The organism is Dysosmobacter segnis (assembly GCF_014297285.1).
In the GTDB taxonomy this organism is placed as follows: Bacteria; Bacillota; Clostridia; order Oscillospirales; family Oscillospiraceae; genus Oscillibacter; species Oscillibacter segnis.
Genome location: NZ_JACOQI010000028.1, coordinates 1 through 14,112, shown reverse-complemented (window position 1 = coordinate 14,112; position 14,112 = coordinate 1). Strand labels below are relative to the sequence as shown.

The following is a 14,112-nucleotide window of genomic DNA, read 5'->3' as shown; positions in this document are numbered from 1 at the left end:
AGCGTCAATGCTGTGCCTCCTGTTCATTCCGTCTGTCAATCTGTCTCCTTGGGAACCGGTTGAATTTCCAAATAATAATGGGGCTGGTTTGGGTCCAACTTCACCTCCGTAACGCCATTTTCCGGATCAAAACCGATGTTCTGGCCTGTGATTTGGACGTTTTCTGCATGGGTAACGGAGGCTGTCTGGGCCGTGAAGGCCAGAGTGGAATCCAGCGTGGTCATCAGATCATATCCCTGTAAATTCCGATGCTCTGAGCCGGAGCAGGCAAAGTCAAAGCTGGGGGCCTTCCAGTACTGCGCCGTGACCTCCGCCGTACCGCCAGTCGGAACGGTAACCTCCGTTTTCAGATACAGTACCCGATCCACAGACAGCACCTCGTCCATCAGCTCATCCAGCCGTCCGCTGTCATAACGGTCCACCGGTTTATCCGACAACAGGCCGTATTGCTCCAACGCCCGCTCCGCCAGCAAGCAATAAGTTTCCGGGTTCAAAATCTCCGCCGCCTCGCTGAGCCAGCCGTAATAGCCAGGATTTTCTTCCATTGTGTCAAGGATCTCCCGGCACAGGGTCAGCAGCGTCTCATGAAGCGTGGTCTCACTCCGAGTAACGGTGCAGGAAACACCCTCTATCTCCTCGCCGGAATCGCAGCCGCCATCCTGATAGCCTTGTAATGTATAGCCCGTCAGGTCCGTCCCGATCACGATCAGCTTCTTGTCGGTTTTACTCCGCCGCTGACCGTCAGGTACAAAATAGCTGTAAGTGATCTCTCCGGTGCGTTCATCCCAGCCGTACCCCTCAAAGCCGTAGGACAGTACCGTGGTACGGGTTTCATCTGCCGTAAACGTCACCGCCTGGGTAGCCGCCTGATATTGCTCCGTGGGCGCTTCAAAATCCGTAAAGGTATAGACCGTGACCGGCATATCCGCCGGTATTTGCGTCCCGGTAACCGTCTCTCTGTAATCACCGCCGTCCAGAAGCGCCTGATAATCCGTCCATTGGCTGGGATATCGCAGATTCAGGGTAGAAGTGTCACCGCCGCCGGCGCCGCCAAAGCCGCCCGCGTAATCGCCGATAACCAACTCCGTCTCCGCTTTCTCTCCGTTCACCGTCACGCTGGGATCTATGGAAAGCAGATCCTTGATCCCGCCCACAATGGGATACAGCAGGGTCAGCGTCACATCCGTATCGGTTGGATTGCGGAGAACATAGCTGTCCGTCACCGTAGCGCCCCACTGAGAATCGTACCCCTCCGGGTCTGTCCGGGGGGTAAAATCCCAATCCGTGCGGCGTTCCGCCGTCACGCCGGGGTTTTCTTCTGCTGTGGTCAGGGGCAACACCGGCCCGGCATACGACATAAAGGTGACGGCGTCTGCAGCGCCGCCCGCGTTGTTGATCCCGCTGCCCCCCGCACTGGCCCCATAGCCGCGAAATCCGCCGGTGATCAGATAGACGGCTCCCGCCCCGCAGAGCACCATCAAGCAGGCCGCTGCAGCCGCATACCGCCGCCAGACGGGCCGCTTTTTCGCAGGGGTCTCAGCGGCCGCCTCGATCAGACCCTCATCCACCAAACCGATGGCCCGGAACAATCGCTCTGCTTTCATACCACGATCCCCTCCTTTTCCAAAAATGCCCGCAGGGCCTTTCTCGTGCGGAACAGGGCAGATTTTACCCGGCTCTCGCCGCAATCCAGACGCTTTGCGATGGCGGCGATATCCTCGCCGTACCAGTAGCGCCGCAGGAAGATATACCGGTTATCCGTCGTCTGTCCCCGCAGAAACGCGCTGACACATTCCGCCAAAACCCGCTCCTCCGCCGCCTGCTCCGGTCCCCGATGGTCTGGGATGCACTCGTCCAGTTCCCCCAGCAGCGTCTCCATACCCGCGCCCCGGCTTTGGGTCCGCCCCGCCTTCCAGCGGTCCAGCGACAGGTTCCGGGTGATCCGCCCCAGCCAGGCCCGAAGTGCACCTGGTCGCTCCGGCGGTATGGCGTTCCAGGCCCGGAAATAAGTATCGTTAACGCACTCTTCCGCATCGTGATGGCTGCGGAGGATATTCCAGGACAGAGCATGGAGAAAGCTGCCGTACTTCCCGGCGGTAGCCGTAATGGCTCCCTGATCCCGGTCCCAGTAGAGGTCAATGATCTGCGTATCGTCCATAGCCGCGCCTCCTTTTGTCTCTCTGCCCACATAGACGAGAAATCCGTGCGTTCCGTCGCGTAAAAAGTAAAAAATTCTCCGGGGAATCTTCCCCGGAGAATATGGTATCAGATTTTCATACCGGCATCAACCATTCAGCGGCCCGCCGCGTTCTGATAAGGGTCCAGGAAGGGGGTCGGTGTCTTCCGATAGGTAGCCAGACTGACTCCAACCAATGCAGCAGCGCAGGCAATGGCGCCGGGGACCGTAGGCCCGAGGCCGAAGGGCACCCCCGCCAGCTTCCAGCCTACACAAACCGTGAAACCCGCCGCCATACCGGCGATGATGCCGGCCTTGGTGGCCTTTTTCCAATACAGCGCCGCAAATGCCGGCAGTCCTGCCGCCGCCGCGTAAAAGCTCCACGCGAACATCAGAATGCTGTAAGCGTTTTTGATGTACAGGGCGATCACCAGCGCTCCCAAGGGTAGGATCACCGCAAACACGCGGGTCAGCCGCAGTTCCTTTTTCTCAGAAATATTGGGATTGAAGACCTTATAAATATCGTGGACGCAGGTCTGCACGGAGACGATCAGGTAGCTGTCCGCCGTAGACATGATAACGGACAGAATCCCCGCCAGTGCCAGACCCGTCAGGCCCACCGGCAGGATCTCAATGGCCAGAGCCGGGACCACCGCGTCCGTAGAGCCGTACTGGGCCAGTTTTTCCGCCGACACCAGTTGATGTGCCACCACGCCCATGAACCACACCAGTGGAATGGTAAGTCCATAGGCCAGAGTCCCCAGGAACAGGCCCTCCTTGGCCGCTTTCTGGCTCTTGGCAGCGAAGGCCCGCTGCCACATTTCCGCTCCCGCCAGAGTAAAGACGAAATAGGTAATGATATCGCCCACGATGCCGCCATCCAGATAGGGCTTTGCCAATTCCGGAGCAAGTCCCTCCAAAAAGACGGACAAGCCACCCAGCTTGACCAGAGACGCCGAGGGAATCAGAATGTAGACAAACAGAATCAGCATGACAAACTGAAATACATCCGTATAGATCACGCCGAACAGGCCGGAGGTGGCCGTATAGACTATAAACACGACACAGGCGATGAGCGCGCCCATCTCGTAGGAAATTCCGATCTCATTGCCCAGCATATTGATGATGGTGGCGGTGGCCGTCACCTGGGAGGCCACGGTGCCCATCATGGTGAAGGCAATGAGACAGCCCAGGATCACCTTGGTGGTCTTGCCGAAGCGCTGCTCAAAAAGGTCCGGGATTGAGGTCACATGGAACGTAGTGCCCACTGCGGAGATCCGCCCGGCAAAGCCGGAGAAAATAAACATACCCAGAAGATAGGGCAGTGCCGTCATAATGGCCTTGAAGCCGCTGGAATAGGCCACGCCCGCCCGGCCCATAAGGCCGCTGCCGCCAATGATGGTGGCGCACACGGTAGCCATCAGCACCAGTGGACCGAAGGACCGGCCGCCCAGATAGTAGTCGTCCATGCTCTGAACTTTCTTGACCACCACCACGCCGATCAAAACCATGGAAATCAGGTAGGCTGCGATGATGATGAGGTCGATTGCGTGAAGTTGATTGTGAACCATAGGCTGCTCCTTTCCGATTAAGGACCCTTGCCGGATCCGGTTTCCTGCTCTGTGTTCAGGAAGCGTTCTACCGCCTCCTTCGCTTTCTTTTCGCCCACAAAAATAACGGTATCCCCGGCGTACAGCTCCGCGTAAGGGCCGGGGGAAAGAATATCCGTGGTGCCCCGGCGGATGGCAGCCACCGTAGCGCCGGTAGCCTGCCAGAATCGCAGGTCACCCAAATTTTTTCCGATGCCGTACCAGCCATCCGGCACCCGGCAGCTAAACGTAGGCAGCGTCTCCGCCGGTTGAACAGGATAAAGGGTATCCTCCAGAATACTCTGGCACAGTTCCCCCATGCGGCGGTTCAGCGCCTCCTTTTCCTCGATCAGTTCCCGCAGTTTCCGGCGTTTGCTCATCAGATCTGCCCTGTTCTCAAAGTTTTGCAGATAGCGCTTGGCATTGTCCGCAGAGAGCACATATACGCCGCTCTGTTCCTTCACCGCCACCACCCGCATATCACTGAGAAGCTGGATGGCCCGCCGGACAGTCTCCGGCGACACCTCATATTCCGACGAGAGCTTGGACCGACCGGAAATTTTTTCCCCTTCCCGCAGTTCTCCCGCCGCGATCCGCTCAGCCACAGAGATTGCAATCCGCATATACTGGGTCAATCCGTCATTGTCCATAAAGCTCACCCCTTTATTCATACGCCTATTATACAAACTGACAACCTTGATTGCAAGAAAAGTTTTTAGTTTTTACAAAATTTTTACGTCACCTTACGCAACGTAAATTCATTTCGATTCCCGTTTTACAAGGCTCTTGCAAAAAACTCCAAATTCTCTTCGGCTGTCTTGCCGGTCATACGCCCGTCATTGCAAAAAACAGAGGTATGCATCAAATCAACGCATACCTCTAAAATTAAATAGGTGTCAGCGGAAGCTAATCAGGGCCTTCCGTCTTTTGATCTTAACTCATCATGCCTTATTTTCCACGGTTCCGGGCCCGGCGGGCCGTGGAGGAACCGATTCCCAGCTCGATCCGATATTTTGCCACAGTGCGGCGGGCCAGAAAAATCCCCTCCTCCGCCAGCAGGTCGCAAAGTGCCTGATCACTGAGAGGATGGCTGGAATCCTCATCCTTGAAGCGAAGCAGCATCCGCTGCTTCACCGCCTGACGGGACAGTCCTTGCTGTCCCACCGCCCGACTGAAAAAGTATCGCAGCGGATAGATTCCCTGACGGCATTGCAGGTATTTATCCCGCACGGCCCGGGAAACGGTGGAAGGGTGCAGGTCCAGTGTCTCCGCCAGGGAGGACAGCTTCATGGGTGACAGTTCCGCAGTCTGCCCGGAAAAGAATGGTCTCTGCGCGTCCAGAATGGCCTGCGCGCAGCGGCGCAGGGTGCTGCCCCGGCGTTCCAGACTGTCCAGCAGCCATTTGGTCTGCCGCAGCTTCTCCTTTAAATAAGTGCGGGCCTCCGGATCGTCACTCTCCTTGGCCATACTGCTGTAATAAGGGTTCACAGTGACCTTTGGAAGATAGTATTCGTTCAGCAGCACCTGCAATTCCCCTTCCAACTCCACAATGAACACATCCGGCCGGACATAGAGGGTCGGCTCTGCCGGCTGAAACGCCTGACCGGGGTGAGGATCCAAGGCAGCGATGGCCTTCTCCGCCGCCTGAATTTCAGAGATACTGGCCCCAAGGGCCTTGGTGATGGGCCCATAGTGGCTGCGGCTCAGTTCCGTGAGGAACCGTGCGGCAATGTCCATAGCGTAGGGAACGTTGTCCTTCCGGCGGCTCAGCTGAAGCACCAGACACTCCGACAGATCCCGGGCACCCACACCGGCAGGCTCCAAGGACTGAATCGCATCCAGCGCCTGATCTACCATCGTCTGGGGGATCTTCATTTCTGTCAGGCCGTCCAGATCCTCCTGCGTCAGATATCCGTCCTCGTCCACCAGCTCCGCCATATATTTACACAGGGCCAGCATGGGCTTCGGCAGTCGTTTCCGTTCCAACTGATCGCAGAGAAACGCAGACAGGCTGTCCAGCTCCTTATCAGTCGCTCCCGGCTCCGGTGGGGCATCCTCCTCATGGGCAAAGGAGGTCCCAAAGGTCCCCGCGTCCAGCCAACTGGCTTTCTGCCGCAGCTCCGCATAGGCAGAGCGAAGCTCCGAGGCCTCCGAAAGTTCCAAGGTGGGATTCTCCTCGGAGAGATTCCCCAGATAGTCCAGCAACTCCTGAGAATTCATCTGCAAGACTTCCATGGATTGCAGTAGCTGCGGCGTCAGCTTCAGCTCCTGCCGCAGTTCTGTTTTTAAAGAAATGAGATTCATAACAGCTTCATTCCTTCCGGTCCTTCACATATTTGGCGATTTTCCGGACAGCGGTGGCCTGAGAGATGCCCAGTTCCTTCGCCACAGCCACCGTGGTGCCGCAGCGGCGGTAGGAATCCCGGATGATCTGTCCCTCGAAGGCATCCATCCGCTCCGCCAGAGTCCCCTCCTGAGAGGGGAGGTCCGGTGCGCTGCCGCCGCTGTTGTATTCCAGCGGCAGGGCCGTAATGTCCAAAATCGGATTCTGGGCGGTGATGACCAGCCGTTCCATCAGGTTTTCCAGCTGACGCACATTGCCGGGCCAGGGATATTGCTCCAGAAAGGCCACAAACCGGGGACTTAACGCCAGCTGCTTGCCGTATTCCTTGCAGAACCGCTCCAAAAACTGATGCGCCATAGGCAGGATATCCTCAGGGCGCTGCCGCAGAGGGGGAATGTGGACCCGGATGACGTTCAGCCGGTAGAAAAGGTCCGAACGGAACAGCCCCCGCTGCACCTCCTCCTCCAGATTGCGGTTAGTGGCCACCAACAGACGGAAATCCAACTCAATGCGCTTGGTACCGGACACCCGCTCGATGGTCTTTTCCTGAATGAGCTGCAACAGCTTAGATTGAATATGAGGCGGCAGCTCTCCGATCTCATCCAGAAACAGGGTGCCGTGGTTGGCCAGTTCGATCTTACCAATCTTACCGGCAGAGGCCGCGCCGGTAAAGGCTCCCTTTTCATAGCCGAACAGCTCGGATTCAATGAGGTTTTCATGGAGCACCGCGCAGTTGACCTCGATAAAGGGGCCGTTGGCCCGGTTGCTGATGGCGTGGATGGCCTTGGCCACTGCGCTTTTGCCCACGCCGGTCTCCCCGGTGATGAGAATATTGGCCTTCGTGTTGGCGGTATTCAGGATCAGTGTCCATAACCGCTGCATGGCAGGGCTCTTCACCACCAGATCCGTGGCGGTGGCCCGGAGCCGCAGTTCCGCGATCTCCTGCGTATACTGCTGCAAGGAGTCCTGTAAATGCCGGTAGTTCTGCTGAATGGTGTTGATTTGCTCCATGGACACCGTGTTGAAGCACACGGCATATTTCAGCACACCGTTTTGGTCAAACAGCGGAATTCCCACCGTCATGACATTTTTATGGGTGTGGTTGATGGTCTGGGTGGCGGTGATCTTTTTCTTCTGCCGGATGACCTCCGCAGTGATACAGGGCCGGAAGGTCCCGTTCGCTTCCAGATCAAAAGCCGACTTACCCACGATGGAATCGTGGGTAAAGCCAAAGTTCCGCTCATAGTTCTCACTGACTCGGAGAATGATGCCGTCTGCGTCAGAGAGCATCATATCGTCTGCCAGGACCAGATTGTTTTTGGGGCTGAGGATATCGAAAAGTCCCTCCAGATTGATATTTTCCTCAAAGAAATGAGGAAGGTCAGGTGTATGCGCCATGAGAGTACCTCCCGCGTGTGATCTATTCATTTTTGATTATAGCATATTCAAAAGCGAATAGAAAGGGCCAGTGCCAAGTTTCTTCTGTATCTTTTGTAAAAAAATAACCGCCGGCTTTCGTGGTTCTTGCCGAAAGGATGTCCTGCGCAGGGAAAGATATATGCGCATCCAGCCTATTCATTTTTGAATAATTCCCGAATGAGGTCGCTGAAAAAAGGAAAACACCGCCGAAATACCCCGGTTTTTTTGTCGAACCCGCACAGTTGTCAGCCCTATTTTTGTGAAAAACAGCTTGCCAATCTTGGCACATAAATTGCTATATTACTCACTGTACAACCATGGATAGGCTGACGGGTGCAGCTGGACCCACATCTCCGTCAGCACAGACGCTTACATATTATTTTTGAGGAGGAATCTACTTATGTATCAGACCCTTCGTTATGAAAAGCAGGAAAACATCGGCATTCTCACCATCAACCGTCCCGAGGCGCTGAACGCACTGAACTCCACCGTCATCGGCGACCTGGAGCAGGCCATCACCGAGGTGGAGAAGGACGCCGAGCTGGGCGCTCTCATCATCACCGGCGAGGGCCGTTCCTTTGTGGCCGGTGCCGACATCGGCGAGCAGCTCCCCCTGGATGTGGCCGGCGGCCGCAAGTGGGGCCAGCGGGGCAGCGCCCTGATGCGCCGCATTGAGAAGCTGGAGATCCCCACCATCGCTGCTGTCAACGGCTTCGCTCTGGGCGGCGGCTGCGAGCTGGCCATGAGCTGCGACATCATCCTGGCTGCCGGCCCCAACGCTGAGGGCAAGGGCGGCGCCAAGTTCGGCCAGCCCGAGGTTGGCCTGGGCATCACCCCCGGCTTCTCCGGCACCCAGCGCCTGCCCCGCCGCGTGGGCATCGCCAAGGCCAAGGAGCTGATCTTCTCCGGCAAGGTCATCGGCGCCGCTGAGGCTGAGAAGATCGGCCTGGTCAACGCCGTGTATGCTCCCGAGGAGCTGATCCCCGGTGCCATCGCCATGGCCAAGTCCTTCACCGCCAACGCTCCCATCGCCGTGAAGTATTCCAAGGCCTGTATCGACCGCGGCATGCAGATGGACATTGCCGACGGCATCGCTCTGGAGAACGAGCTGTTCGCCATGTGCTTCGCCACCGCCGACCAGAAGGAAGGCATGAGCGCCTTCGTTGAAAAGCGCAAGGAAAAGCACTTCCAGAACAAGTAATTATCCCGCGCGATTCCCGCCGGTCTTACCGGCTGTTCAAAATTCTTATTTAAATAGAGGATTTAGGATATGAAGAAAGTACGTGTCATTACCGCTGAGGAAGCGGCCCTGATGGTCAAGGACGGCGACACCGTCTCCACCGGCGGCTTCGTTAGCTGCGCCTGCCCCGAGGCGCTGACCAAGGCTCTGGAAAACCGTTTCGTGGAAACCGGCCATCCCCGCGACCTGACTCTGTTCTTTGCAGCCGGTCAGGGCCACCGGGACGGCACCGGCGGCGACCACTTCGGCCACGAGGGTATGTGCAAGCGGGTAGTCGGCGGTCACTGGGACCGCGCCGCCAAGCTGGGCGAGTTGGCTCTGGCCAACAAGCTGGAGGCCTATAACCTGCCTCAGGGCGTCATCACCCACATGTACCGCGACATCGCCGCCCACAACATCGGCACCATCACCCACGTTGGCCTGAACACCTTCGTAGACCCCCGTCACGAGGGTGGCAAGCTCAACGAGTGCACCAAGGAAGACCTGGTGAAGCTAGTGAACATTGACGGTGAGGAGCGCCTGCTCTACAAGCCCATCCCCATCAATGTGTGCCTGGTCCGCGGCTCCTACGCCGATGAATACGGCAACTGCACCGTCCACCGCGAGATCGGCCCTCTGGACGTCACCGCCCAGTGCCAGGCCACCAAGAACTCCGGCGGTATCGTCATCGTCCAGGTGGAAAAGATCGTCCAGGGCGGCACCCTGGACCCCCGTCTGGTGAAGATCCCCGGCATCTATGTGGATGCCATCGTGGTGGGTTCTCCCGAGGAAAACAACCAGTGCCTGGGCATGCCCTATGACGGAGCTCTCTCCGGTGAGTTCCGCATCCCCGTGGACGATATCCCCCCCATCCCCATGGACGCCAAGAAGATCATCGCCCGCCGGGCCGCTATGGAGCTGCCTCAGGACGCCATCGTGAACCTGGGCACCGGCGCTCCCGAGAAGATCGCCAACGTCTGCGCTGAGGAGGGCATCTCCAACAAGATGACTCTGACCGTGGAAGCCGGCTCCATCGCCGGTGTGCCCTACGGCGGCACCCAGTTCGGCGGCGCAGCCAACTCCATGGCCATTCTGGACCACAACGTCCAGTTCGACTTCTATCAGGGCGGCGGCCTGGACGTGGCCTTCCTGGGCCTGGCCGAGACCGCTCCCAACGGCGACCTGAACGTCTCCAAGTTCGGCACCCGTCTGGCCGGCGCCGGTGGCTTCATCGACATTACCCAGAACGCCAAGAAGGTCGTTTACTGCGGCACCTTTACCGCCAAGGGCCTCAAGACCGAGTGCAAGGACGGCAAGCTGGTCATCACCCAGGAGGGTGCCAAGAAGAAGTTCGTCAACAAGGTAGAGCAGATCACCTTCTCCGGCGATTACGCCAACAAGGTGCACCAGCCCGTTCTGTACATCACCGAGCGCGCCGTGTTCGAGCTGCGGCCCGAGGGCGTGACGCTGGTGGAGATCGCCCCCGGCATTGACCTCCAGACCCAGGTTTTGGATCAGATGGAGTTCATGCCCAAAATCGCCGATGACCTGAAGCTCATGGATGAGCGCATCTTCCGTGAGGAACTGATGGGTCTGGCTAACGATTAAACATCCCTCTAAGGGGGGAGCGATCCCCCCTTAGTCCCCAAATTAATTAGGAGGATAACAAAAAATGGCATTGATGACCCCCCAAGAATACATTGAGTCCCTGCGGAAGCTGAACACCCGCGTCTACATGTTCGGCGAGAAGATCGAGAACTGGGTGGACCACCCCATGATCCGCCCCTCCATCAACTGCGTGGCCATGACCTACGCTCTGGCTCAGGATCCCCAGTACGCTGAGCTGATGACCGTGAAGTCCAGCCTCACCGGTCACACCATCAACCGCTTCACCCACCTGCATCAGTCCACTGAGGACCTGATGAACAAGGTGAAGATGCAGCGTCTGCTGGGCCAGAAGACCGCTTCCTGCTTCCAGCGCTGCGTGGGCATGGACGCCTTTAACTCCGTCTTCTCCACCACCTATGAGATCGACGAGAAGTACGGCACCCACTATCACGAGAACTTCAAGAAGTTCCTGACCTACGTTCAGGACAACGACCTCACCGTGGACGGCGCTATGACCGACCCCAAGGGCGACCGCTCCAAGGCCCCCAGCCAGCAGGCTGATCCCGACATGTACGTTCATGTTGTGGAGCGCCGTCCCGACGGCATCGTGGTCTGTGGTGCCAAGTGCCACCAGACCGGCTCCATCAACTCCCACTGGCACATCTTCATGCCCACCATCTCCATGGGTGAGGCCGATAAGGATTGGGCCGTCAGCTTTGCCTGCCCCACCGACGCCGAGGGCATGTACATGATCTACGGCCGTCAGTCCTGCGACACCCGGAAGATGGAGGAGGACGCCTCTATCGACGTGGGCAACGCCAAGTTCGGCGGTCAGGAGGCTCTGGTGGTTCTGGATCACGTGTTCATCCCCAACGAGTACATCTTCCTCAACGGCGAGTATGAGTTCGCCGGCATGATCGTGGAGCGCTTCGCCGGTTATCACCGTCAGTCCTACGGCGGCTGCAAGGTGGGCGTGGGCGACACCCTGATCGGCGCCGCTGCTCTGGCCGCTGAGTACAACGGCGTGGAGAAGGCCTCCGCCGTCAAGGACAAGCTCATCGAGATGACCCACCTGAACGAGACCCTGTTCTGCTGCGGCATCGCCTGTTCCGCCCAGGGCTTTAAGACCAAGGCGGGCAACTATCAGATCGACCTGCTGCTGGCCAACGTCTGCAAGCAGAACGTCACCCGCTTCCCCTATGAGATCGTGCGTCTGGCAGAGGACATTGCCGGCGGCCTGATGGTCACCATGCCCTCTCAGGTGGACTTCCACAGCGATATGGTTGTTGGCCGGAACGGCGAGACCATCGGCCAGATCTGCAACAAGTTCTTTGCCGCCCGCGAGGGTGTCTCCACCGAGAACCGTCAGCGCATCATGCGCTTCATCGAGAACCTGTGCCTGGGCGCAGCCGCTGTCGGCTACCGCACCGAGTCCATGCACGGCGCCGGTTCTCCTCAGGCCCAGCGCATCATGATCGCCCGTCAGGGCAACATCCAGGGTAAGAAGCAGCTTGCTAAGGACATCGCCGGCATTGTGGACTGATTCTGAGACGGGTTGATCCCCCTCGGACACGCTGCCCCTGACGCGCCCAGCGGTGGGCATGCCGTCCCGCGGGCAGCAGCGTTCTGACCGGGCAGCGCCCGGTCAGAACAAATGATAAACTGTGATATCTGTCCCTGCGACATATCAATATAGCCTTTCCAAAATTTACATAAAAGGAGAAAGCATTATGGATTTCAATCTGAGCCCTGAGCATCTGTTGATCCGGAAGATGATGGCTGAGTTCACTGAGAACGAAGTGAAGCCCATCGCTGCCGAGACCGACGCCAAGACCCTCTATCCCCGTGAGAACATCGAAAAGCTGTTCGACCTGGGTGTCATGGGTATGTGCATCCCCAAGGAGTACGGCGGACAGGGTGCTGACCCTCTGGCCAGCGCTATCTGCATCGAGGAGCTGTCCAAGCAGTGCGCCTCCACCGGCGATATCGTGGCTACCCACAACGGCCTGTGCTGCGATCCCATCCTGACTCACGGCACCGAGGAGCAGAAGGCCAAGTATCTGCCCATGCTGTCCACCGGTCACAAGGTCGGCGCCTTCGCTCTGACTGAGCCCAACGCCGGTTCCGACGCTTCCAAGGGCCAGACCGAGGCCAAGCTGGAGGGCGACCACTATGTGATGAACGGCTCCAAGATCTTCATCACCAACGGCTATGTGGCCGATGTGTTCGTGGTCTTTGCCATGACCGATAAGTCCAAGGGCACCAAGGGCATCTCCGCCTTCATCGTGGAGTCCTCCTTCCCCGGCTTCTCCGTCGGCAAGCACGAGGAGAAGATGGGCCTGCACGGCTCTCCCACGGCTGAGATCGTGTTCACCGACATGATCGTCCCCAAGGAGAACATGCTGGGCCGCGAGGGCAAGGGCTTCAACATCGCCATGCAGACCCTGGACGGCGGTCGTATCGGCATTGCCGCTCAGTCCCTGGGTATTGCCGAGGGCGCTCTGGAAGAGGCCAAGGCTTACACCAAGGGCCGTGTCCAGTTCGGCAAGCCCATCAGCAAGTTCCAGAACACCCAGTTCACCTTCGCTGACATGGAGCTGGGCTGCGAGGCCGGTCGTCTGCTGACCTACCAGGCCGCCATGAAGAAGGGTTCCGGTGAGCGCTACACCAAGGAGGCTGCCATGGCCAAGCTGTTCTGCTCTGAGCACGCTATGAAGACCACCACCAAGGCGCTGCAGATGTTCGGCGGCTACGGCTACACCAAGGATTATCCCATGGAGCGCATGATGCGCGACGCCAAGATCACGGAGATCTACGAGGGCACCAGCGAGGTCCAGCGTATCGTCATCTCCGCCAACATGGGCCTGTAAGGAGGAGAAGTCGAAATGAAGATTTATGTTTGTGTCAAGCAGGTACCCGATACCTCCGGCAAGGTGGCTGTCAATCCCGATGGTACTCTGAACCGTGCTTCCATGCAGACCATCACCAACCCCGATGATATGAACGCTGTTGAGGCCGCCCTGAAGCTGAAGGACGCCACCGGCTGCAAGGTCACCGTTGTCACCATGGGCCCCCCTCCCGCTGCCGGTATGCTGCGTGAGCTGATGGCCATGGGCGCTGACGAGGGCGTGCTGGTTTCCGCCCGTGAGTTCGGCGGTTCCGATACCTACGCTACCTCCCAGATCCTGGCCGCCGCTCTGAGCACCCTGGGTGTTGAGAAGGACGATATCGTGATGTGCGGCCGTCAGGCTATCGATGGCGATACCGCTCAGGTCGGTCCCCAGATCGCTGAGAAGCTGCACCTGCCCCAGGTCACCTATGCCGCCGACATCAAGAAGGACGGCGACACCATCACTGTCCAGCGCATGCTGGAGGATGGCTACATGACCATCAAGGTCCAGACTCCCTGCCTGCTGACCTGCATCAAGGAGCTGAACAACCCCCGCTATATGTCCATCGGCGGCATCCTGTCTACCTACAGCAAGCCCCTGACCACTCTGGGCTATGAGGACCTGAAGGATCATCCCCTGATCGACGCTACCACCATCGGCCTGAAGGGCTCTCCCACCAACATCTTCAAGAGCTTTACGCCTCCTCAGAAGGGCGTCGGCATGATGCTGGAGGGCGACGGTAAGGAAACCTGCGAGAAGCTGGCCGGTATTCTGGCCGCTAAGCACATCATCTAAGAAAGGGGATAGAAAATCATGTCTAATTTCAATAGTGCTGATATCGCTGCTTTCAAGGATGTATGGGTGTT

General features: G+C 58.1%; 11 protein-coding genes. 5 read left to right on the top strand and 6 right to left on the bottom strand.

The window, feature by feature from the left end:
- Positions 1–35: 35 nt before the first annotated feature.
- The 6 genes from H8Z83_RS17180 to H8Z83_RS17155 form a co-directional block, all read right to left on the bottom strand.
- Positions 36–1,604 (bottom strand): hypothetical protein, encoded by a 1,569-nt coding sequence (locus H8Z83_RS17180; RefSeq protein ID WP_187016191.1) that lies wholly within the window; start codon positions 1,602–1,604, stop codon positions 36–38.
- Entirely contained in the window at positions 1,601–2,158 is a 558-nt protein-coding gene (locus tag H8Z83_RS17175) for an RNA polymerase sigma factor (protein WP_187016190.1), read from the bottom strand. The genes H8Z83_RS17180 and H8Z83_RS17175 overlap by 4 nt, the downstream gene beginning before the upstream one ends.
- A gap of 134 nt (positions 2,159–2,292) precedes the next feature.
- Positions 2,293–3,747: a sodium:solute symporter family protein gene (locus H8Z83_RS17170; protein WP_187016189.1), complete on the bottom strand. Its 1,455-nt coding sequence runs from the start codon at positions 3,745–3,747 to the stop codon at positions 2,293–2,295.
- A gap of 17 nt (positions 3,748–3,764) precedes the next feature.
- Positions 3,765–4,415, bottom strand: coding sequence for a GntR family transcriptional regulator (locus H8Z83_RS17165; RefSeq protein ID WP_187016188.1), 651 nt, complete (start codon positions 4,413–4,415; stop codon positions 3,765–3,767).
- A gap of 298 nt (positions 4,416–4,713) precedes the next feature.
- Positions 4,714–6,069 (bottom strand): RNA polymerase factor sigma-54, encoded by a 1,356-nt coding sequence (rpoN, locus tag H8Z83_RS17160; protein ID WP_187016187.1) that lies wholly within the window; start codon positions 6,067–6,069, stop codon positions 4,714–4,716.
- 7 nt (positions 6,070–6,076) lie between these two features.
- A complete protein-coding gene (locus H8Z83_RS17155; RefSeq protein WP_187016186.1) occupies positions 6,077–7,507 on the bottom strand; it encodes a sigma-54 interaction domain-containing protein in 1,431 nt (476 codons plus the stop codon).
- Positions 7,508–7,928: 421 nt separating this feature from the next.
- Between H8Z83_RS17155 and H8Z83_RS17150 the strand changes: the two genes are divergently transcribed.
- From H8Z83_RS17150 to acrB, 5 genes are all read left to right on the top strand, one after another.
- Positions 7,929–8,729, top strand: coding sequence for an enoyl-CoA hydratase-related protein (locus H8Z83_RS17150; protein WP_187016185.1), 801 nt, complete (start codon positions 7,929–7,931; stop codon positions 8,727–8,729).
- A 69-nt stretch (positions 8,730–8,798) separates the two neighbouring features.
- The gene (locus H8Z83_RS17145) at positions 8,799–10,355 is read left to right on the top strand and encodes an acyl CoA:acetate/3-ketoacid CoA transferase (RefSeq protein WP_187016184.1); all 1,557 of its coding nucleotides are present in this window, start codon (positions 8,799–8,801) and stop codon (positions 10,353–10,355) included.
- A gap of 64 nt (positions 10,356–10,419) precedes the next feature.
- A complete protein-coding gene (locus tag H8Z83_RS17140; protein WP_187016183.1) occupies positions 10,420–11,898 on the top strand; it encodes a 4-hydroxyphenylacetate 3-hydroxylase family protein in 1,479 nt (492 codons plus the stop codon).
- 187 nt (positions 11,899–12,085) lie between these two features.
- Positions 12,086–13,225 (top strand): acyl-CoA dehydrogenase, encoded by a 1,140-nt coding sequence (locus H8Z83_RS17135; protein ID WP_187016182.1) that lies wholly within the window; start codon positions 12,086–12,088, stop codon positions 13,223–13,225.
- A gap of 15 nt (positions 13,226–13,240) precedes the next feature.
- Positions 13,241–14,041, top strand: a complete 801-nt coding sequence (gene acrB, locus H8Z83_RS17130) for an acryloyl-CoA reductase electron transfer subunit gamma (protein ID WP_187016181.1) — start codon at positions 13,241–13,243, stop codon at positions 14,039–14,041.
- The last annotated feature ends 71 nt before the right edge of the window (positions 14,042–14,112 follow it).